At 67.1% G+C, this 21,753-nt stretch carries 17 protein-coding genes and 2 tRNA genes; 10 read left to right on the top strand and 9 right to left on the bottom strand.

The genetic code is table 11. The features are described 5' to 3' along the window. Positions 1-14: 14 nt before the first annotated feature. Complete coding sequence (ettA, locus tag H9634_RS05895; RefSeq protein ID WP_191725790.1) at positions 15-1,697, top strand: energy-dependent translational throttle protein EttA; 1,683 nt, start codon at positions 15-17, stop codon at positions 1,695-1,697. A gap of 69 nt (positions 1,698-1,766) precedes the next feature. On the opposite strand, the gene H9634_RS05890 is transcribed toward ettA, so the two are convergent. Further along, a complete protein-coding gene (locus H9634_RS05890; protein ID WP_191725789.1) occupies positions 1,767-2,654 on the bottom strand; it encodes an acyl-CoA thioesterase in 888 nt (295 codons plus the stop codon). Between the two features lie 121 nt (positions 2,655-2,775). Here H9634_RS05890 and H9634_RS05885 point away from each other — a divergent pair, with 121 nt between their 5' ends. Further along, a complete protein-coding gene (locus H9634_RS05885) occupies positions 2,776-3,327 on the top strand; it encodes an acyl-CoA thioesterase (RefSeq protein WP_191725788.1) in 552 nt (183 codons plus the stop codon). Positions 3,328-3,341: 14 nt separating this feature from the next. After that, positions 3,342-4,022, top strand: coding sequence for a hypothetical protein (locus tag H9634_RS05880; protein WP_191725787.1), 681 nt, complete (start codon positions 3,342-3,344; stop codon positions 4,020-4,022). A gap of 61 nt (positions 4,023-4,083) precedes the next feature. Here the strand turns inward: H9634_RS05880 and H9634_RS05875 are convergent, their stop codons facing one another. The 3 genes from H9634_RS05875 to pepN form a co-directional block, all read right to left on the bottom strand. After that, positions 4,084-4,527 (bottom strand): globin, encoded by a 444-nt coding sequence (locus tag H9634_RS05875; protein WP_404801672.1) that lies wholly within the window; start codon positions 4,525-4,527, stop codon positions 4,084-4,086. 9 nt (positions 4,528-4,536) lie between these two features. Then, positions 4,537-5,700, bottom strand: coding sequence for a mechanosensitive ion channel family protein (locus H9634_RS05870; protein ID WP_318245015.1), 1,164 nt, complete (start codon positions 5,698-5,700; stop codon positions 4,537-4,539). 169 nt (positions 5,701-5,869) lie between these two features. Continuing rightward, the gene (gene pepN, locus H9634_RS05865; RefSeq protein ID WP_191725785.1) at positions 5,870-8,521 is read right to left on the bottom strand and encodes an aminopeptidase N; all 2,652 of its coding nucleotides are present in this window, start codon (positions 8,519-8,521) and stop codon (positions 5,870-5,872) included. A gap of 142 nt (positions 8,522-8,663) precedes the next feature. Between pepN and H9634_RS05860 the strand changes: the two genes are divergently transcribed. Then, the gene (locus H9634_RS05860) at positions 8,664-9,272 is read left to right on the top strand and encodes a mycothiol-dependent nitroreductase Rv2466c family protein (RefSeq protein ID WP_191725784.1); all 609 of its coding nucleotides are present in this window, start codon (positions 8,664-8,666) and stop codon (positions 9,270-9,272) included. Between the two features lie 33 nt (positions 9,273-9,305). Beyond that, positions 9,306-9,773, top strand: coding sequence for a ribose-5-phosphate isomerase (locus H9634_RS05855; protein ID WP_102159750.1), 468 nt, complete (start codon positions 9,306-9,308; stop codon positions 9,771-9,773). Positions 9,774-9,905: 132 nt separating this feature from the next. Here the strand turns inward: H9634_RS05855 and H9634_RS05850 are convergent, their stop codons facing one another. After that, on the bottom strand, positions 9,906-10,748 hold the full coding sequence (locus H9634_RS05850; protein WP_191725783.1) for a CPBP family intramembrane glutamic endopeptidase: 843 nt from the start codon (positions 10,746-10,748) through the stop codon (positions 9,906-9,908). A 100-nt stretch (positions 10,749-10,848) separates the two neighbouring features. Continuing rightward, positions 10,849-10,919 (bottom strand) — tRNA-Gly (locus H9634_RS05845). Positions 10,920-11,098: 179 nt separating this feature from the next. On the opposite strand from H9634_RS05845, the gene H9634_RS05840 reads away from it, so the two are divergent. Next, a tRNA-Pro gene (locus tag H9634_RS05840) sits at positions 11,099-11,172 on the top strand. Positions 11,173-11,254: 82 nt separating this feature from the next. Here H9634_RS05840 and H9634_RS05835 read toward each other — a convergent pair. From H9634_RS05835 to H9634_RS05825, 3 genes are all read right to left on the bottom strand, one after another. Continuing rightward, entirely contained in the window at positions 11,255-13,666 is a 2,412-nt protein-coding gene (locus H9634_RS05835; RefSeq protein ID WP_191725782.1) for an alkaline phosphatase D family protein, read from the bottom strand. Between the two features lie 261 nt (positions 13,667-13,927). Continuing rightward, positions 13,928-15,805, bottom strand: a complete 1,878-nt coding sequence (locus H9634_RS05830) for an N-acetylmuramoyl-L-alanine amidase (protein ID WP_191725781.1) — start codon at positions 15,803-15,805, stop codon at positions 13,928-13,930. 139 nt (positions 15,806-15,944) lie between these two features. Further along, positions 15,945-16,997 (bottom strand): LLM class flavin-dependent oxidoreductase, encoded by a 1,053-nt coding sequence (locus H9634_RS05825; protein ID WP_175294578.1) that lies wholly within the window; start codon positions 16,995-16,997, stop codon positions 15,945-15,947. Positions 16,998-17,203: 206 nt separating this feature from the next. Between H9634_RS05825 and tig the strand changes: the two genes are divergently transcribed. The 4 genes from tig (at position 17,204) to clpX (ending at position 21,524) form a co-directional block, all read left to right on the top strand. Next, on the top strand, positions 17,204-18,577 hold the full coding sequence (gene tig, locus H9634_RS05820; RefSeq protein WP_191725780.1) for a trigger factor: 1,374 nt from the start codon (positions 17,204-17,206) through the stop codon (positions 18,575-18,577). Between the two features lie 174 nt (positions 18,578-18,751). Next, positions 18,752-19,384 (top strand): ATP-dependent Clp protease proteolytic subunit, encoded by a 633-nt coding sequence (locus tag H9634_RS05815; protein ID WP_318245014.1) that lies wholly within the window; start codon positions 18,752-18,754, stop codon positions 19,382-19,384. Positions 19,385-19,394: 10 nt separating this feature from the next. Further along, the gene (locus H9634_RS05810) at positions 19,395-20,039 is read left to right on the top strand and encodes an ATP-dependent Clp protease proteolytic subunit (protein ID WP_175294580.1); all 645 of its coding nucleotides are present in this window, start codon (positions 19,395-19,397) and stop codon (positions 20,037-20,039) included. A gap of 219 nt (positions 20,040-20,258) precedes the next feature. Then, positions 20,259-21,524 (top strand): ATP-dependent Clp protease ATP-binding subunit ClpX, encoded by a 1,266-nt coding sequence (gene clpX / locus H9634_RS05805; RefSeq protein WP_191725779.1) that lies wholly within the window; start codon positions 20,259-20,261, stop codon positions 21,522-21,524. Positions 21,525-21,753 lie beyond the last annotated feature (229 nt).

The following is a 21,753-nucleotide window of genomic DNA, read 5'->3' as shown; positions in this document are numbered from 1 at the left end:
AGTCTGAGACCACTATGGCCGAATTCATTTACACCATGCATAAGGCGCGTAAGGCGCACGGTGACAAAGTCATTCTCGACGACGTGTCGATGTCGTTCTACCCCGGAGCGAAGATCGGCATGGTCGGCCCGAACGGTGCCGGTAAGTCCACCATCCTCAAGATCATGGCTGGCATCGACCAGCCATCGAACGGCGAAGCCCGTCTCAGCCCCGGATACTCCGTCGGCATCCTGCTCCAGGAGCCGCCGCTGAACGAAGACAAGACCGTCCTCGGCAACGTCGAGGAAGGTGTCGGCGAGATCAAGGCGAAGCTTGACCGCTACAACGAGATCTCCGAGGAGATGGCCAACCCGGATGCCGACTTCGACGCCCTGATGGAGGAGATGGGCAAGCTGCAGGAAGCCATCGATGCAGCCGATGCCTGGGATCTCGACTCCCAGCTCGAACAGGCGATGGACGCACTGCGCTGCCCGCCGCCAGACGCTGACGTCAAAGTGCTCTCCGGCGGTGAGCGGCGCCGCGTGGCGCTGTGCAAGCTGCTGCTGGAGAAGCCTGACCTGCTGCTGCTCGACGAGCCGACCAACCACCTCGACGCGGAGTCGGTGCTGTGGCTCGAGCAGCACCTCAAGACCTACCCCGGCGCTGTCATCGCCATCACCCACGATCGGTACTTCCTCGATCACGTCGCCGAATGGATCGCCGAAGTCGACCGCGGCCACCTGTACCCGTACGAGGGCAACTACTCCACCTACCTGGAGAAGAAGCAGGAGCGCCTGAAAGTCCAGGGCAAGAAGGACGCCAAGCTGCAGAAGCGCCTGAAGGACGAGCTCGAGTGGGTCCGCTCGAACGCCAAGGCCCGCCAGACGAAGTCCAAGGCCCGTCTCGCCCGCTACGAGGAGATGGCAGCTGAAGCGGAGAAGACCCGCAAGCTCGACTTCGAAGAGATCCAGATCCCGCCCGGCCCGCGCCTGGGCGACATCGTCATCGAAGCCAAGGACCTGCAGAAGGGCTTCGGCGACCGCACGCTCATCGACGGCCTGTCGTTCTCGCTGCCGCGCAACGGCATCGTCGGCGTGATCGGCCCCAACGGCGTCGGCAAGACGACGCTGTTCAAGACGATCGTCGGACTCGAAGAGCTCGACGGGGGAGACCTCAAGGTCGGCGACACCGTCAAGATCTCCTACGTCGACCAGTCCCGCGGCGGCATCGACCCGGAGAAGAGCCTGTGGGAGGTCGTCTCCGATGGACTCGACTTCATCCAGGTCGGCAACGTCGAGATGCCCTCGCGTGCCTACGTCTCCGCGTTCGGCTTCAAGGGCCCGGACCAGCAGAAGAAGGCCGGCGTGCTCTCCGGTGGTGAGCGCAACCGCCTCAACCTCGCGCTGACCCTCAAGCAGGGCGGAAACCTGCTCCTGCTCGATGAGCCGACCAACGACCTCGACGTCGAAACCCTCGGCTCGCTGGAGAACGCGCTGCTCGAGTTCCCCGGCTGTGCTGTGGTCGTCTCCCACGACCGCTGGTTCCTCGACCGCGTCGCCACCCACATCCTCGCGTGGGAGGGCACCGAAGAGAATCCGGCCAGCTGGTACTGGTTCGAAGGCAACTTCGAAGCCTACGAGAAGAACAAGGTCGAGCGCCTGGGCGAGGAAGCCGCCCGCCCGCACCGCGTCACCCACCGTCGCCTCACCCGCGACTGAGCTGCACGCGCATCGACAGCACGAGGCCGGCTGCTCCCACAGGGGAGCAGCCGGCCTGCAGCATCCATGTCAGGCTTCGGGCTTGATGCGGACCATGCCCTCCTGCGCGACCGTGGCCAGCAGCTGACCGGACTGCGAGAAGATCCGGCCGAGCCCCAGCCCGCGGCCGCCACGCGCAGACGGAGAGGTCTCCGAGTACAGCATCCACTCGCCGATCGCCACCGGCCGGTGCCACCACATCGCATGGTCGAGACTGGCCATCCGCAGCCCCGGCGTCATCCACGTCAGGCCCTGGCGGCGCAGCACCGGGGCGAGCAGATTGAAGTCACTGGCATAGGCCAGCGCGGCAGCATTGAGCAGCGGGTCGTCGGGGAACGCAGCCGAGGCGCGGATCCACATCCGCTCCTGGGCACGTGCCTGAGGGTCGGGATCGAAGTAGATCGGCGGCTCGACCGGCCGCACCTCGAAAGGCCGCTTGCGCAGCCAATCGCGCATGAAGGGGATGTCGACATCGGCCAGCAGCTCGTTGATCTCCGGGCAGTCCTCCGGGGCCGGCACATCTGCTGGGAACTCATCTCCGTGCTCCATGCCGTCCTGCTCGACCTGGAAGGAGCAGATGAGCGAGAGGATCGGCTCATCGCGCTGATAGGCGTGCACCCGGCGGGCGGAGAACGACCCGCCGTCGCGCAGCACCTCGACGCCGAAGGTGATCGGTTCGCTGACATCGCCAGGGCGCAGGAAGTAGCCGTGCAGCGAGTGGATGTGACGGGCGGGATCAACGGTCTGCCCGGCTGCCATGACACATTGGGCCAGCACCTGGCCGCCGAACACCCGGCCATCGGGCTTGTACTGGCTGCGCCCGAGGTAGAACACCGACTCCCGCGTGCCGGGTACCGGATCGGTCGGGGTGACCTGCAGCAGGTCGATGAGCTGGGCTACGTTGTCTTCGGCACCCATCAGTGCCCTCCTCACTGTGTGCTGGCAACTGCTGGCAGTCTACGCCGGTGCGCACCCATCCGCCCTGACCAGGGTCCAGCCTGGTGTGCCTGCCCACCGGCACCGGTGGCAGAATGGGATCATGCCCGAATCCCTGTCGAACCCGCTGCTGTCCGGTCCCTTCGCCCGCGTGCTCATCGAACTGCGCTGGGGCGATATGGACGCCTACGGGCACGTCAACAACGTCACCCAGCTGCGTCTGCTCGAAGAAGCCCGCGTGCGCGCCTTCGGCTCACCGACCGCTGACCGTGACGCTGCTGCTCCGGCGGACATCCCCGGCGCCGGGCACTCAGTCCAGGGCCGGGCCTTCCCGCCGGTGCTCGGCGAGGCGGCAGGGGAGACGAACCTGCTCGTCTTCTCCCACCGCATCGAATACCGTCGGCCCATCGGCTTCCGCACCGGACCGATCGCAGTCGACACCGTCATCTCCGGCCTCACCCCCGCCACCATGGAGGTCGGCTACGTCATCGCCGAACCCGACGGCAGCGAGGTCTACACCCTGGCCGAGACCGTCATCGCCTTCGTCGACGCCCGTACCGGCCGGGCCCGGCGGCTGAGCGAGGCCGAAACGGCGGCGGTCGAACCCTTCGTCACCGCCCCGGTGCCGCTGCGTCCCGTGCGGGCCCGCCGCTGATGTCAAGGATCGGCATGCACACATCCGAGCACATCCGCCTCACCACATCCGAGGCGCTGGCCGACTGGGAGGTCTTCGCCTCCCGCGCCCAGCGCATCGACTCCGAGGGCGCGATGCGCCTGTCGGCCACCGGCGATGTCCTTGTCGTCTCCGTCGCACCCGTGTTTCCGCACGGGCTCGGCGACACGACGCCGCTGGCCGTCGGGATGCGCATGTTCCGGCTGGCCGACACCGGACTCGACGGCCTCGACGTCGTCGTGCCGACAGCGGCGATCTGCGACCGGTTCGCCCGGCTGCGCAGCACCGGTGAGGAGGCGATGCCGATCCCGCCGCAGGAGATCCAGGTGTCCTGGGCAGGCATCGCCCCACCCCGCGGGCCGTGGCTGCCGGTGGGCCAGCTGGCCGATGCTGAGCTCATCGCCGCCGCCGAGGCGGGGATCGCCGAGGTGGCCGCCGGGACTCCCGAGGTCGCAGGGATCCATGCGGTGGCCGGGCTGCGCCGCCGCGTGTGGAGCCGGCCGCTGCCCGGTGAGTTCGAGGACCGGCTGCCGGCAGCGGTGGCCTTTGCGATGCTCGGACTGGGATTCGCCCATCCTGCGGGCACCACGAGCGTGTTCGAAGCGCCGGGCTGGCTGCGGCTGAGCTCGCCGCGCGGCCACGTGCTCACCCGCGGACGCGGCGATCGGGCCGCCTGAGGCATCCTGCCGGCTGCTCCCAGCAGGACAGGCTCAGCTGCCGGGACTCAGCTGCCGGGACTCAGCTGTTGGGGGTCAGCGGTCCCAGGCTGGTGCGCGGAGCCTCCCCGGGCTCATCGAACCGGTTGACCATCGCGGTCGCGGCGCGTTCGAAGTAGTCCCACACCATCGTGTCGTGCAGTGGTGGCAGCTCAAGGGAGTCCATGGCGGTGCGCATGTGCCGCAGCCAGTGCTCCCGAGCCTTCGGTGTGACCGGGTACGGGCTGTGCCGCATCCGCAGTCGCGGGTGGCCGCGCTCCTGGGAGTAGGTCGTCGGACCGCCGAAGTACTGCTCCAGGAACGTCTGCAGCCGGTGTTTGGCGCCGTCGAGCTCCTGGCCTTCGGGGTACATCGCGATGAGGTACTCATCGGCTGCGACCTCCCGGTAGAAGACGTCGACGAGCTGCGTGAAGGCCGCGTGGCCGCCGATGATCGTGAACATGGTGTCTGGGCGCTGAGTCGTCACGCTTCGATCCTATGAGTCACTCGGGTCGCGCCGCGAACTCTGCTGCGTGATCCCGAAGGAGGGATCCTTCGTCGCGGTGCTCTCCTGGTTCGCCCGTGCAGGCAGCGGATCATCGGCGATGTCCTCATGCCTCTCATCGTCGCGCTCGGCCGTCGCGGTGGCCGTGCGGTCGGCGTCAGCGCCGCTGTCGGCGGTCCGCTGGCGGGAGGGCAGTGTGCCGGTGGTGCCGAAATCCGATGCCGAGGCGGAGGTGTCGACCGGCTGGGCGCGCACGACGGTCTGCTGGGCCAGCGGGATGCGGATGCCCTTGTCGTCCATCATCCGCTTGACGGTGCCGCGGAAGGCACGGGCGACGGCCCACTGTTCGTTGGGTTTGGTCTTGATGAACGCGCGGATCGTGATCGCCTCACCGGTGAGGTCCTGGACGCCGAGGATCTCGGGGTCTTCGAGGATCGAGGTGGTCATCGCCGGGTCGGCGCGCAGCTCAGCCACAGCGTCTTCGATGATGCCGTTGAGCACGTTCGGGTCGGAGTCGTACGGCACGGCGATGTCCATCACCGCGCGCGCCCAGCCCTGGGACTGGTTGCCCACGCGCATGATCTCGCCGTTGCGCACATGCCACAGGGTGCCGTCGATGCCGCGCACCTTCGTCGTGCGCAGCCCGACCTCCTCGACTGTGCCGACGGCCTCGCCGAGGTCGACGGTGTCGCCGATGCCGTACTGGTCCTCGACGACGAGGAAGAAGCCGGACAGGTAGTCTTTGACGAGCTCCTGGGCGCCGAAGCCGATCGCCACACCGGCGATACCGGCAGAGGCGAGCAGCGGGCCGAGATTGAAGTCCAGTTCGGTCAGCACCATCATGATCGCCAGGGTGGCGATGATGATCGTCGCGATCGACGACAGCATCGACCCGACGGTCTGCGCGCGCTGCGCCCGGCGGGCCTTGGCGATCGCGTCGGAGCCGTTGATGCGCGGTGTCTCAGCGGACCTCTGGCGCCGCCGGTTCTCCGCGGCGTTCGAGCCATCGGCGATCTTGCCGGCGAACTTGCGGATGATCTTGCGGGCGACGAGGTTGAGGATGACCGCGCCGACGATGATGAAGGCGATGCGCAGGGGTGCGCCCAGCAGCCACATCCAGTCGAAGTGGGCGGTTCTGTCCACGGTCTCGTTCACCGTATCCTTGATCTGCTCAGCAGGAGGTGTCGTTGAAGTGCTCATACGGGCGCAATCTTAGAGACCTGATCTGAAAGGGCAGTCAGAACAGCCCCGCCTCCGCTGAGCGTCGCATGAGGACGCGGTATGGCGTTCACCACAGCGCTGCGCAGTTTCGCCCGGCAGCCGGTCAGCTGCCCGATTCTGCGCCGGCAGCGCTGAGTGCTGCCATCGAGGTCTGCTGGGCGCGCAGGTCCCGTTCGGCGTTGTCGAGGTTCTCGGCCATGAGCCGCAGCAGCCCCTTCGGGGCAGCCGGATGCTCCTCAAGCCACTGCCGGGTCCGGGCCACCGCCTCGGGCGTGGCAGGCGGGTAGAGCCTGAGGGTGAGCGTCTGCGCGATCTCCAAGGTGCGCGACTCCCACCAGCCGGCCACCCGGTCGAAGTACTCGGTGGCGAAGCTGCCGACCGGCTCCTCGGCGGGCACCAGCGACCCATCGGGCAGCTGCAGGCCGGTGGCGAAGCCCAGCGCGGTCGCGGCGACGACCGAGTTGGGCAGCTCACGGTCATCGGCCAGGGAGCGGAACGCCGCGGTCTTGGCCGCCGGGGTCTGCGGGGAGGCCTTCGCCGTCTGAGCCTTGTTGCGACCCATCGCGGTGTCATCGGCCTCCAGCGCAGCGCTGATGCCGGCCTCGTCGAGGCGGCCGGCGGCGGCCAGTGCGATGACGAGGCTCCAGCGCAGGTCGGTGTCGATGCTCACGCCCTCGACTGGTGCAGTGCCGGTCTGCAGCATCTGGGCGACACGGTCGAGCTGGCTGTCGGTCTCAGCGGTTTCGGCGAAGCCGATGAGGAACTGCAGCTGGCTGTCCGACCCCGGGGCGGCGCGCTTGAGCAGCGTCCACAGGTCATCGGCGAACCGGGCGCGCGCATCGGCGCGCAGGTGCGGCGGCAGGAACCGGGTGATCGCGGCCTTGGCCTGCCGCAGCTGGGCGAGCAGCCCGGCCGAATGGGTGATCGACCCGGCATGCGCGCCGACGAGCGCGAGGTAGTCCTGGGCGGAGATCTCGCCGTCGCGGACCATGTCCCACACGGTGGAGAAGACCAGCAGCTGGGTCAGCGAGTCCTCGAAGCCCGAGGCGTGGGCGATCGCATTGCGCAGGCTGACCTCGTCGAAACGGGTCTTCGCATAGGTCAGGTCGCCGTCGTTGACGACGATGATGTCCGGGCGCGACGAGGCACCGGCCGGCGCCTCCACCTCGGCGACGGGGCCGTAGAGATCGACCGACTGGATGTGCGTGCGCACCACCTGACCGGATGCGGTGATGTCGTAGCAGCCGATCGCCACCCGGTGCGGGCGCAGCGAGGGGACCGGGCGGCCGGGCAGCTCAACGGCCTCCTGGCTGATCGCCAGGCGGGTCAGCTGGCCGGTCTCATCGGTCTCGACGATCGGGCGCAGCAGGTTGATGCCCGATTCCTCCAGCCACAGCTGCGACCAGGTGCGCAGATCCCGGCCCGAGGTGGCCTCCAGTTCGGTGAGCAGGTCGTCCAGTTCCGTGTTCGCCCAGGCGTGGGTGTCGAAGTAGCGCTTGACGCCGGCGAAGAACGCATCCCGGCCGACCCAGGCGACGAGCTGCTTGAGCACGGCCGCACCCTTGGCATAGGTGATGCCGTCGAAGTTGACCTCGACGTCGAAGAGGTCCTCGATTGCGGCGACGATCGGATGAGTGCTCGGCAGCTGGTCCTGCTGGTAGGCCCAGGCCTTCTCAACGGTGGCGAAGCTGGTCCACACATCGGAGAACTCCGTGGCCTCGGCAGTCGCCAGCGTCGAGGTGAACTCCGCGAAGGACTCGTTGAGCCACAGGTCGTTCCACCAGCGCATCGTGACGAGATCGCCGAACCACATGTGCGCCAGCTCGTGCAGGATCGTCACCGCACGGGCCTCGACGGTGCTGCGCTTGGGCCGGGAGCGGAAGACATAGTCCTCGACGATCGTGACCGCCCCGGCGTTCTCCATCGCCCCGGCATTGAACTCCGGGACGAAGAGCTGATCGAGCTTCTCAAACGGGTACGGGGTGGCGAAGAGGTCCTCGAAGAAGGTGAACCCGGCGCGCGTGAGCTTGAAGATCTCCTCGGCATCGACGTGGTCGAACAGCGAGGCGCGCGCGTAGACGCCCAGCGGCACCTCCTCGCCGTCGCAGCTGAGCAGCGAGGAGTGCGCGGACTTGTACGGCCCGGCGATGATCGCGGTGATGTAGGACGAGATCGGGGGAGTGGGAGCGAACTGCCACAGCGCCATGTCCGCTGATTCGATCCCGAGCTCGGCGAGCGCCTCATGCGGTTCGCCGGCGACCGGGGTCGGGGAGTTCGACACCACCGTCCACGACTCCGGGGCGATGATCGTGAAGGAGAAGGAGGCCTTGAGGTCAGGCTGCTCGAACACGGCGAACACGCGGCGGGCATCAGGCACTTCGAACTGCGTGTACAGGTAGGTCTCGTCATCGACGGGGTCGACGAAGCGGTGCAGGCCCTCACCGGTGTTCATATAGAAGAAGTCGGCGTCGATGCGCAGCTCGTTGTCCGGAGCCAGGCCCGGCAGGCTGATGCGGGCGGCCGAGACGTGCTCGTCGACCGGCAGCTCCTCGCCGTTGAGCCGGATGCTGTGCACCTGAGCGGTGACCGCGTCGATGAAGGTCGAATCATCGCTGTCGGCGGTGAAGCGCACCGTGGTGACTGAGCGGAAAGTCTCTCCCTGACCGTCGAGGACGAGTGTGACGTCGTAGGACGTAACCGAGATCTGCGCGGCGCGCTCGGCCGCCTCGATGCGGGTCAGGTTGTGCTGTGCCACGGATGGGCCTCCGGAATATCAGCTGGTGGAATGATCGGACTAGGCTCATTGTTGCATGATCGGAAGCCGTGCCGGGCGCATCCGGTGCGGTCATCGCACATCCGGCCGCAGCCTTGCGGCAGACCGACACGGAAGGACTCTGATGAGCACGCAGACACTTGATTTCTGGTTCGACGCGACCTGCCCCTGGGCCTGGATGAGCTCCCGCTGGGCGCTTGAGGTTGAGAAGGTCCGCGACGTCAGGGTCGCCTTCCATCCGATGAGCCTCTCAGTGCTCAACGAGGGCCGTGAGGAGCTGCCGGAGGACTGCAAGGAGAAAATGAAGCTCGCCTGGGGCCCGGCCCGCGTCGTCACTGCCGCGATGGTCGAACACGGGCCCGAGGTGCTCGCCGACCTCTACACCGCCCTCGGCACCCGCATCCACAACGAGGGCCGCCGCGACTTCGACGAGGTGATCCCCGCCGCGCTCGCCGAAGCCGGGCTGCCGGCCGAGCTCGCTCAGGCCGCCCACACCGATCAGTACGACGAGCAGCTGCGCGCCTCCCACAAGGAGGGCATCGACAAGGTCGGTGAGGACGTCGGCACCCCGATCATCTCCCTGGGCGAGGTCGCCTTCTTCGGCCCGGTCGTCAGCCCGGCCCCCAAGGGCGAGGCTGCCGGTAAGCTGTTCGATGGAGTGCTGGCCGTGGCGAGCACCGACGGGTTCTTCGAACTCAAGCGCACCCGCACGGTCGACCCGATCTTCGACTGAGTCTCTGCTGGACACGCTGCGAAAGGGCAGGCAATGAAAGTACACCTCGGCACCGACCACGCTGGCTTCGAGTTCAAAGAAGCGCTCAAGGCGCACCTCGCAGCCCAGGACTACGACGTCGTCGACCACGGCGCCCACGAATACGATGCACTCGATGACTACCCCGCCTTCTGCATCGCCGCCGCCGAGGCGGTGGTGACCGACAACGCCTCGGGCACCCCGGCACTGGGTGTCGTCATCGGCGGTTCGGGCAACGGCGAGCAGATGGCAGCGAACAAGGTCGAAGGCGCGCGTGCGGCCCTGGCCTGGAACCCGGAGATCGCCCGGCTGGCCCGGCAGCACAACAACGCTCAGATCGTCTCGATCGGTGCGCGCCAGCACACCGAGGCTGACGCGTTCGCCATCGTGGATGCGTTCCTGACCGAGCCGTTCTCCGGAGATGAGCGCCACGAGCGGCGCATCGGCATCATGGCCGCCTACGAGAACGGCGAGACCATCTGAGGCTCACCCCTCCGCAGGTCCTGAGCTGAGCCCGCCTGGCCGTCCCGGTCAGGCGGGCTCAGTCGTGACCGGGCCCGGTCGTGTCAGTTCCAGAAGATCGGGCCTGGTCTGCATGATCGGGCCTGGTCTGCTTCAGGACCAGAAGATCGGCAGCGCACCGGGATGGTGGGCGTGGACGATGGTGAGGAAGACGATGAGGTCGAACAGCAGGTGCACGCAGATCGTGTAGGGCAGTGACTTCGTGCGCGTGAAGATGAGTGCCTGGACGAGTGCGAACGGAATCGTGAGCACCGGGCCCCACGCCTGGTAGCCCAGCTCCCACAGGAAGGACACGAAGATCACCGAGGTGAGCACATTGGCCGTCCAGAACGAGAAGTGGCGGTACAGCAGCGTGAAGACCGTGCAGATGAAGAACAGCTCATCCCAGATGCCCACGGCGTTGACGCCGAGGAACAGCCGGAGGATCTCACTCGGTGTCTCCACGGCCGGCCAGTTGGTGTACACCCCGGAGCTGATGAAGTACCGCGGCAGGATGAGCCAGCCGAGGAAGAGCACGATGAACAGCCAGGACCATTCGAGCTTCGACCACGGCTGGCCGATCCGCCGTGGGAACCGGACAGCGTGGTCGCGGTAGACCCAGCGGCTGATGGCGTAGGGGATGATGACCGCCCCGGACAGCACGGCTCCCATGAGGGCGATGTTGCCCCAGGAGATATCGGCCTTGAGTGAGATCGTCGAGATGAGCGCCAGCGCCAGGCAGATGAGCAGCACGTCCCGGCCCAGCGCCCGGTCGATCGTCCACGCTCCGATGAGCCCGATGGCCAGCGGCAGATAGCCCCAGTCCGACTCGAAGCCGAAGAGCAGCACCGCTGCAGCAGAGACACACGCCACCGCTGCAGACGCCGGACAGAGGGCGCGGTGCTGACGCGGGCGATCGGATGCAGGACCTGCATGGGAGGGTGTCTGTTCGCTCACGGATTCATTGTGTCAAAGACCGTGCAGCCGCAGGCCCGGGCACGCGCCGGCGGGTGGGAAAGAGAAACCGCCGGCCCACATGTGGACCGGCGGAATGCGGAGGGGATGACGGGAATCGAACCCGCACCATCAGTTTGGAAGACTGAGGCTCTACCATTGAGCTACATCCCCACTGCGCCCGTGTGAGCGCTCTAGAAATGCTAGAACAGATCAGCTCCGAATGCAAAGCGAGATGCGCGCTCGCCAGACGGCGCTGACACGGTGACGAGGGAGGATGTGAGATCGTCGGCAGCCGCGCTGCGGATTAGGAGGAAGGCTGCTCAGGCGGCTACAGTAGAGTCTCGTTGAGCCGGGGTGTGGCGCAGCTTGGTAGCGCATCCGCTTTGGGAGCGGAGGGTCGCAGGTTCAAATCCTGTCACCCCGACTGACGGAAGTGTCGCGAGTTCGCTCGCGGCACTTCGTCTATTCACACGCCGCATGCTGTCTATCCAGACCCCGTACGTCCTCTATTCAGCCCCGGGGCCGGCCTCGGTCTCGGGTGCGTCGTCGGCGTCGTCAGCCGTCCGGCGTCTGCCGCGTGAGGCCAGCCTCAGGCCGATGCCGCCGGCGACTGCCGCCGCGCCGACGCCGAGCAGTGCACCGCTCGCTCCGCCTGTCATCGGCAGCTCCGCGGCCTGTAGAGCCGGATGCTGCGATGGGTCCGGCGGCGATGCTGAGCTGGGCTGCTGCCGCGGGGAGCTCTCAGCTGTCGGTGCGGCGCTGTCGGTGCTCGTCGGCGCTGCCGTCGGTGAGGAATCCGGGCTCGCTGACGCCTCGGGGGTGGGTGCCGGCGAGGAGTGCGTCGGTGCGGGATGACTCGGTGTCGGCCCGGTGGTGGGAGCTGTGCACTCAGCGGTACGGGGCTCATCACTGCGCGCACCGACGGGACCGGAGGCCGGCTGTGCGGTGCGGCTGCCGGCAGTGGTCTGCCACGAGGTGCGGTACGTCGGCCTGTGGCCGGGCTCCAGGCGCGGGTCCGGAGCCGATTCGCTCGGCACCGGCGTGAGGTAGTAGTCCGCCTGCACCCGCTCGGGCGTGACGTCGATGAGCACGTAGCCGTGCCCGATCCCGTCCATCCACTTGAGCCCGGGGTTGAGCGAGCGCAGCACGGAGGCGGCGAGCTCGACTGCCCCGACTGCGAGCTTGGGGGAGCGCAGCACCCGGCGGACGATCTCGTAGAAGCCGTCGCTGGTGATCGATGGGCAGACGAACTCCACCCCGGCTGGTGTCAGCGCGCGGTGCTGAGCCGGCAGCTGGGGCTGTGGAACGGGGGCGGCGATCATCGGCGGGATCGGTGAACCGTCGCGCACTCCCGGCGCGGCATAGGCGCTGGCGGCTGTGGGCGCCGGATGCGCAGCCGCAGCGGCATCAGCGGCCTCCGGGTAGTCAGCGACGGCCCGGTCGAGATCGGCCTCGGGCTCGGCGACGAGATCGCCGACCCAGGAGGAGTGGATGTCACCGGTGAGGATCACCGTGTCACCGGCGTCTGCCGGTGCGTGGGCCATGTGCCGCAGCAGCTGCTGCTGATCGGCCCGGTAGCCGTCCCAGGCATCGGCGTTGACCATGACGGAGCCGCGGGGGAACCCGGAGTACTCGCCGGGCCAGGCGAGAGAGGCGACCATCACCTGGTTGCCGATCAGATGCCACCGGCGCGGTGACCGCACCCCGTCGCGCACCCATTCCATCTGCGCCGGCTCCATGATGTGCCGGTCCGGGTCATCGAGCTTCTCGCGAGTGCCGGCATCGGCGATGAGCACGAACGACCCGACCTGCTCCGAACGGTGCTGCCGCGTTTCGACCACCGAGAGGTCGGCGAGTTCACCGAAGGTGAAGCGGCGATGGAAGCGCGTGCCGGATGCGCTGCTGTCCGGCATGCGGATCGGCAGCCATTCGGCATAGGCGCGGAAGGCCGCAGCCTGCCGTTGGCGGAAGTCGCCTTCACCTTCATTGTGGTTGACTGCGCCGTCGGCCCAGGCGTTGTCGGCGATCTCATGGTCGTCGAACACCGTGATGAACGGATGCCGGGCGTGGACGGCGCGCGCGTCCGGGTCCGCACGGTACTGCGCCAGCCTGAGTCGATAGTCCTCCAGCGTTACGGTCTCGTGCGCCGGCTCGTGATCGCGCTCGCCGGCGAGTTCGGCAGGTCCGTAGCGGTCGTCGCCGTTGCCGTATTCGTAGAAGTAGTCGCCGAGGTGGAGGACGAAGTCGAGATCATCGCGCTCAGCCAGTGCCCGGTACGTTCCGAAGTGCCCGCCGGTGTAGTTCGAGCACGACACCTGTGCCAGCCGCAGCGCATGTGTCCGCCCGGGCTCATCGGGAGCCGTGCGTGTGCGTCCGACCTCGCTGACCTCGCCGTCGGCGGAGAAGAAGTAGTAGTACTCGGTGTACGGTTCGAGTCCAGTGACATCGACTGTGACGGTGTGGTCGCTGTCTGCCGAGGTGGTGACCTCACCGCTGGCCACCGCAGTGGTGCAGTCCGGCGAGGCTGAGACGGTCCAGCGCACGGTCGTCGGTGCACCCTGTCCGGAACCCGGCACTGCCCGACCGTCGCTGGTGCGGGGACTGAATCGGGTCCAGATGATGACCGCGTCGGCCAGCGGATCGCCGGAGGCCACTCCGAATCCGAACCCGCCGTTGGCGGCCCCGGCGGCGGCTGCCGCACGGTCGTGTTCGCGTGCCCAGGGCAGGGCGGCACCGAGGAGGGCGAAGGCGCCGGCCTGGAACAGACGGCGGCGTGCGAATGCTGTGGAGACGACGCGATGTGCGCCGCCGGCAGTCGTCGCAGATGCCGTGCGCGACTGCACCGGGGGAGGGGGAGTCGAGGGCTGGGGAGACGGTTGAGACGGGTGTGCGGGGAGATTGCGTGCGGTGTCGCTCATGCCTGTCATTCCATGTCACCGCAGCAGGGCCGTCAATTGCACTGAAGCAGCTGCAGAGCGCCGCACCTCGGCCCCGTTGAATCGTCTGACCTGGGGAAACGTCGTAGCGTTCGGTGGTCTGCGGATGTGCGCGGCACGCAGTGTCCGTCATGATTTCACCACGGAGTTACCCAACGGTAAGGCGGGTGTTCCGGACCCTGCCGGAACACCCGCCTCATCGACGCAGTCGCAGCCTGCCGAGAGGCAGCTGCGAGCGTGCGCTCAGGTGTAGCGGATGCGTGCGCCTTCGCTGCGCGACCACGTGATGTATCCGCCTTGGAAGTCCTGGCGCACCTTGCCCTTCCATGCGTACTCGTCGGTCTTCGGGAAGCCGAGCCGGCCGCGCTCCCACTTCTGCTTGCTCCAGGCGGTGCGGATCGCGCCGGTCGTCGCATGTGCGCCGGTTGCCTTGGACCAGTGGATCGAACCGCCTTCGAAGTGCTGGTACGCTCCGCGCGGCGAGGTGAGCTGCCGTTCGTCGGTCGTCGGCAGCCTGAGGTAGCTGCGCTCCCACCCGAGGGCCTTCCATTTGCTGCGGATCGCCCCGACCATCGAGTGGGTGCCGGTGGCCGGATGCGAGACGATGCTGCCGCCCTGGAAGCGCTGGTAATCCGCCTGTGACCGGTACCGTAGCCGGGTCTGATCGGTCGCCGGGTATCCCAGCGGCCCGCGCTCGTACTTCTGCTCAGCCCATTTGCGCTGGATCTTCCCGTTGCGGTGCGTGAAGTGCGCACCGGTGGAGCTCGACCAGTGCACCGAGCCGTTGGCGAAGCGCTGGTAGGCGCCGCGCGGTGAGGAGAGCTGCCGCTCGTCCATCAGCGGTGCTCCGGTCGTGGCTTTGTGCTTGGAGTAGTACGTGCCGATCGCTCCGCGCACCGTGTACATCGACGGCAGCTGCTTGGCGGCGCTGCTGCGGATCGCGGCCATCTGCCCGTACAGCCCGCTGCCGGGGCATTCGGTGTAGCCGGTGTCGCGGTGGGCGAAGATCCGCGGCAGCCGGACCTGCGTGCCCTTCTTGTACTTCGCGGTGCCGCCCTGCGAGGTCAGCGTCACCGAACCCTTGGGGTCGTAGCCCCAGGTGGCGGCCTGCCAGGCGCCCACCCGGCCGAGCGCCTCGATCGCCGCTGAGGGCGCCGGGGAGCTGTAGGTGCCCATCACGGACACCCCGAAGGTGTCGGTGTTGAATCCCGAGGCATGCGCGCCGATGACCGATTGGCTGTGGCTGCCCGACCGGCCCTGATAGACCCCGCCGTACTTGTCGATGAGCATGTTGTAGCCGATGTCGCACCAGCCCAGGCTCTGCGTGTGGTACTTGAGGATGCCGCGCAGAATGCCGGGCACCTGCGCCTTCGTGTAGCCGGTGGCGCCGGCGGTGTGATGGACGGTCATCGCCTGCACACGGCCGGGGGAGATGTCGACGCTGCACTTCTTCAGCGATTCATCGGCACCCCACTGCCGGCGGGTGACATAGGACAGGCTCGGTGCTGCCGCCGCTGCCGGTGCTGCCGCAGCCGAGGCGGTGCGCGCGACGGTGTCGTCGGCTGCGGTGGTCGTCGTGGTCGCCGTGGCGACCTGCGCATCGGCGGCGCTGTGCTGGGTGCGGAACTCCACCTCGGCATCGGCGCCGACGATGACCGGCTCGGTGCCGGTCTGCGCCTGCGCCGCCTCACCTGATCCCGGCTCCGGGCCGTCGCTGGCCGGGTCGAGCTCCTGCCAGGCCGACCAGCCGTCGGTGCCGGCTGCGCGGGAGCGGTACTCGACGGTTCCCGGGTCGTCGCTGGCATCCCAGCTGACGCCGAGCACAGCGACCTCGGCATCACCGAGTTCGACGTCGACGACGGCCTGGGCGTCGTCATCGAAGGTGACCTCATCGGTCTCCACGGCCTGCGGCTGCTGGCTCGGCGCCTGTGCTGGTTGAGCACTCGGCGATGCGCTCGCATCTGCGGTCGGCGCGGGTGCCGTTGTCGGATCGGCCGCGTCGCCGTCGGTCAGCGAAGGAGCCTGTGGATCGGTGCTGGGGCCCGGCTGCGCAGCGGCGGCGGTGGCTCCGGCGGTTGTGAGGGCGAGAATGAGGATCGATGCAGCAAGCTGCTGGCGCATAGCTGTCCCTTTCGAAGAGGCGCGCAGCGATGCGCGCCACGGTTCGGCACAGGAGAAGTTGCCGTCACCAGGCAGGATACCCCCTCTGTCGATGCGCCCACTGGTATTCACGCGCCGGTGCGGCGCGTGCTCGCGGGGCTCACACCTCGTCGCCTGTCACCGGGCCCTCGGTGTTCGGCTTCCATCCCAGCGCCGGAGCGACGTGCGCGGCGAATGCTTCGAGCACATGGACGTTGTATTCGACGCCGAGCTGGCTGGGGATCGTGAGCATGAGTGTGTCAGCGGCCTGGACAGCGGCGTCGGCTGCCAGCTGCTCGATGAGCACATCGGGCTCAGCGGCATAGGTCTTGCCGAACGTCGACCGGAACCCGTCGATGATGCCGATCTGATCCTGTGCCTCCGCCCCGCGCAGGCCGAAGTACATGTGGTCGCGTTCGCTCACGAGCGGGAACACGCTGCGGCTGACGGACACCCGCGGGCGACCCGTGTGCCCGGCCCGTGCGTAGGCCTGCCGGTACAGGTCGATCTGCTCGGCCTGCAGCTGATCGAACGGTGTTCCGGTGGCCTCTGTCAGCAGCGTCGAACTCATGAGATTCACTCCCTGCTCACCGGCCCATTCGGCGGTGCTGCGCGAACCTGCGCCCCACCAGATCCGCTCGCGCAGCCCGGGGGAGTGCGGTTCGAGCCGCAGTCTGCCGGCCGCACCGAACTGCGCGGGGTCAGCGGTGGCGATGCCCTCACCTGAGATGGCGCGCATGAGGAGCTCGAACTTCGGCCGGGCGATATCGGCGCCGCGCGGATCGGTGGACCCGGTGTAGCCGAACTCCTCCCAGCCGCGCAGGGCCGGTTCGGGTGAGCCGCGGCTGACGCCCAGGGCCACCCGGCCATCGGCGATGAGGTCGAGGGCTGCGGCTTCCTCTGCCAGGTACAGCGGGTTCTCGTAGCGCAGATCGATGACGCCTGTGCCCACCTCGATGCGCTGCGTGCGCGCAGCGATGGCGGCCAGCAGCGGCATCGGGGCAGCCGACTGGCGGGCGAAGTGATGCACCCGGAAGTACGCGCCGTTGACACCGAGCTCATCGGCGCGTTCGGCGATGGCGATGGCATCGTGGAGCATCTGCCGGGCATCGGGATCACCGAGCCCGCGTCCGTGACCGTAATGACCGAATGACAGGAATCCGAAAGCTCTCATACCCAGCCAACACAATTGAACTCTCAACTGTTCCCGCGCGGCGCCGGAGGGTGCTCGCGGCACTGCACCGGCCCAATGTGCAAAACGGCGGCCTCCATGACTAGACTGGAGAGCTGTGCATTGCCGCCGGAGTCTGTGCGGCGATGAGACTCATGACTTAGGCGGATCGCATCCGCAGACCCCACCGTCCGAACGAGAGGTACATCGTGAAGAGCTCCGTCGAGAATCTCGACCCGACTCGGGTCAAGCTCAGCGTTGAAGCGCCTTATGCCGAACTCAAGCCGAGCATCGACGAGGCATACAAGGAGATCTCCAAGCAGATCACCATCCCCGGCTTCCGCCGCGGCAAGGTTCCGGCACGCATCATCGACCAGCGCGTCGGCCGTCCGGCCGTCCTGCAGGAGGCCGTCAACAACAGCCTGGACGACTTCTACCGCCAGGCGCTGAACGAGAACGACGTTCGCCCGCTCGGCAGCCCCGAGGTAGAGGTCTCCGAGATTCCCGGACTCGACGGAGCCGAAGAGGGCAACCTCGTCTTCACCGTCGAGGTCGACTGCATGCCGAACATCGAGCTGCCGGCCTACGACTCCATCGAGGTCGAGGTCGACACCTACGAGGTCACCGACGAGGACATCGACAAGGAGATCGACGAACTGCGTGCCCGCTTCGGCACCCTCAACCCGGTCGACCGTCCGGCTGCTGAAGGCGACTTCGTCACCATCGACCTGACCGCCAAGGTCGACGACGAGGTCATCGACGAGGCCACCGACATCTCCTACGAAGTCGGCGCCCGCACCATGATCGACGGTCTCGACGACGCTCTCGTCGACCTCTCCGAAGGCGAGGAGACGACTTTCAGCACGACGCTGGCCGGTGGCGAGCACAAGGGCTCTGAGGGTGTGGTCACCGTCAAGCTCAACGCCGTCAAGGAGCGCGTCCTCGCTGATGCCGATGATGACTTCGCCCAGATGGCCTCCGGTTCGGACACCATCGAGGAGCTGCGCGAGGAGACCCGCGAGAACGTCGCCAAGCAGAAGGAGCTTGAGCAGAGCGTCCAGGCACGCGAGAAGGTCCTCGACGCGCTGCTGGAGATGGTCGAGCTGCCGCTGCCGGAGAAGTTCCTCGCTGAGGAGGTCTCCCGCCAGGTTGAGGCCGCCGGAGCCGAAGAAGGAGACGAGCGCTACCAGGAGATCCAGGACGAGACCGCCAAGGCCGTCCGCACCCAGTTCCTGCTCGACGCGATCGCCGAGAAGGAAGAGGTCGAGGTCTCCCAGGCCGAGCTCATCGAGTACATCATGGCGATGGCCCAGCAGTACGGCATGCAGCCCCAGGAGTTCATCCAGATGCTGCAGTCCTCCGGCCAGGTGCCGGCCATCAGCGGAGAGGTCGCCCGCCGCAAGGGCCTGGCCGCTGTCCTCGCTGAGGCCACGGTCGTCGACACCGAGGGCAACGCCGTCGACATGACGAAGTTCGTCACCCAGGAGTCCGAAGAGGACGACGAGGATGGCGACGACGCTGAGGCAGAGGCCGATGAGACCGCGGATGCAGCCGACGACGCCGAGGCTGAGAAGAAGGACTGACCTGCTGCGCATCTGACGCATCAGACAGGGCGGGTACGGGAGACCGTGCCCGCCCTGCGTCGTCTGTGACCAGCCCTCATATGCTGAGGGCGAACACAAGGCGATGCGGGACTAAAACCCGGTGCCGACGGGTTAGAGTCCAGTAAGCATGGAACCGAACCACAGGAGTGACACGTGACGACACACGAGTACGCCTCCCAGCCGGTCGCGCAGGACAAGCCGACAGGACTGGGACTGGATGATCACATCTTCAACCGGCTGCTCAAGGAGCGCATCATCTGGTTGGGTTCAGAGGTGCGCGACGACAACGCCAACGCCATCTGCGCGCAGATGATGCTGCTGGCAGCCGAGGATCCCGACCGCGACATCTGGCTCTACATCAACTCACCCGGCGGCTCGGTCACCGCAGGCATGGCCATCTACGACACCATGCAGTACATCCGCCCCGACGTCGGCACGGTCGCCATGGGCATGGCCGCTTCGATGGGACAGTTCCTGCTGTCCTCGGGTGCGAAGGGCAAGCGCTACGCCACCCCGCACGCCCGGATCCTCATGCACCAGCCGCTGGGCGGCATCGGCGGCACCGCCACCGACATCAAGATCCAGGCCGAGCTCATCCTGCACATGAAGAAGCAGATGGCCGAGCTGACCGCCGAGCAGACCGGCAAGTCCCTGGAGCAGATCCTCAAGGACAATGACCGCGACCACTGGTTCACCGCTGATGAGGCCCTCGACTACGGCTTCATCGACAAGGTCATCACGAAGTCCGACGACCTCGACGGCGAAACCTCGCTCAACGAAGCATAAGGAGACATAGATGACTCGTATCGATCCCTGGAGCACCGCCGGCACGATGCCGACCTCGCGCTATGTCATGCCGCAGTTCGAAGAGCGCACACCCTACGGCTTCAAGCGGCAGGACCCCTACACCAAGCTGTTCGAGGACCGCGTCATCTTCCTCGGCGTGCAGGTCGACGACACTTCCGCCGACGACGTCATGGCCCAGCTGCTCGTCCTCGAATCGCAGGACCCGGACCGTGACATCACGCTCTACATCAACTCGCCGGGCGGCTCGTTCACCGCGCTGACGGCGATCTACGACACGATGCAGTACATCAAGCCCGAGATCCAGACCGTCTGCCTCGGGCAGGCCGCCTCGGCTGCCGCTGTGCTGCTGGCCGCCGGCACCCCGGGCAAGCGCCTGGCGCTGCCGAACGCCCGTGTGCTCATCCACCAGCCGGCCATGCAGGGCCAGGGCCATGGCCAGGCCTCGGACATCGAGATCCAGGCCGCCGAGGTGCTGCGCATGCGCACCTGGCTGGAGGAGACGCTGGCCAAGCACACGAACAAGTCCGCTGACCAGATCTCCAACGACATCGAACGCGACCTGTTCCTCACTGCCGAGCAGGCCAAGGAGTACGGCCTGGTCGACCAGGTGCTCTCCTCGCGCAAGAACGTCTGAGATCAGGTGACGACCGGCCCGCGCCTCGTGATCGGGGTGCGGGCCGGTGCCGTTCCCGAGGCGGTGGCCGGCAGCCGTGATTCCGCGCCTGGGCACAGGGTGTCACGACACGCGCCGGGTGAGGTCGCAGGCGTTGTCCGCGCCGTGTGACATGCTGTTGAGGTACTGAACAGAAGCGGGTTAGGCTGATAGCGTGTGCCCCTTGGAAAGGTTGTGACCGTGGCGCGCAAGAGCGATAGTGCAGATCTTCTCAACTGCAATTTCTGCGGCAAGTCGCAGAAGCAGGTTCGCAAGCTCATTGCCGGTGGCGGTGTCTACATCTGCGATGAGTGCATCGGGCTGTGCAATGAGATCATCGAAGAGGAGCTCAACCAGCCGCTGGCCGAGGTCGAGGAGACCGAGCTGCCCAAGCCGCAGGAGATCTACGACTTCCTGCAGGAGTACATCGTCGGCCAGGAGACCGCGAAGAAGGCCCTCGCCGTGGCGGTGTACAACCACTACAAGCGCATCCGCGCCTCCCGCAGCCTCGATGACGATGACATCGAGATCTCGAAGTCCAACATCCTGCTCGTCGGCCCGACCGGTTCCGGCAAGACCTACCTCGCTCAGACGCTGGCGAAGAAGCTGAATGTGCCCTTCGCCGTCGCCGATGCCACCGCCCTGACCGAGGCCGGCTACGTCGGCGAGGATGTCGAGAACATCCTGCTCAAGCTCATCCAGGCCGCTGACTTCGATGTCGAGCGCGCCCAGACCGGCATCATCTACATCGACGAGATCGACAAGATCGCGCGCAAGGCCGAGAATCCCTCCATCACCCGCGATGTCTCCGGTGAGGGCGTGCAGCAGGCGCTGCTGAAGATCCTCGAAGGCACTCAGGCTTCAGTGCCGCCGCAGGGCGGGCGCAAGCACCCGCACCAGGACTTCATCCAGATCGATACGACCAATGTGCTCTTCATCGTCGCCGGCGCCTTCGCCGGTCTGGAGGAGATCATCTCCTCCCGCGAGGGCAAGCACGGCATCGGCTTCGGCGCGATGCTGCAGTCGAAGAACGACGACGAGGACATCTACAGTCAGATGCTGCCCGAGGACCTGCTGAAGTTCGGGCTCATCCCGGAGTTCATCGGCCGTCTGCCGGTCATCGCCACCGTCTCCAACCTCGACCGCGATGCCCTCATGACGATCCTGACCGAACCGCGCAACGCCCTGGTCAAGCAGTACCAGCGGATGTTCGAGTTCGACAACGTCGAACTCGAGTTCGAGCACGAGGCCCTGGAGGCCATCGCCGACCTTGCGCTGCTGCGCGGCACCGGCGCTCGCGGCCTGCGCTCCATCATGGAAGAGGTCCTGCAGCCGGTCATGTTCGATGTGCCCAGCCGTGATGACGTCGAACGCGTCGTCATCACCAAGGATGTCGTCGACTCCAACGTCGCCCCGACGATCGTGCCGCGCAAGGCGCAGCCGGCCCGCCGCAAGAAGTCGGCCTGATCAGCTCTTCGCTTCGGCAGAGCCCGACGATTCCCTGCGCGCCTCAGCCATCGCATCGCGCGCATTGTGCCCCCGGGTGGGGTCTGCGCCATCACGCTGCCGGAGTGTCCAGTAGGCGTGTGCAGCCGCTGACCAGCTATTCCATCTCGGTCTGCGGCTCGCAGGAACACTGAGCCGGCGTGCATCTGCGGGCAGCGCCACCCGAGTCATCGACCGGCTCTTGACTGCG

Origin of the sequence: Brevibacterium gallinarum, assembly GCF_014836885.1 — a bacterium.
GTDB classification, from domain to species: domain Bacteria; phylum Actinomycetota; class Actinomycetes; order Actinomycetales; family Brevibacteriaceae; genus Brevibacterium; species Brevibacterium gallinarum.
The sequence above is the reverse complement of the archived record's forward strand: the minus strand, read 5'-3'. Positions and strand labels throughout refer to the sequence as shown.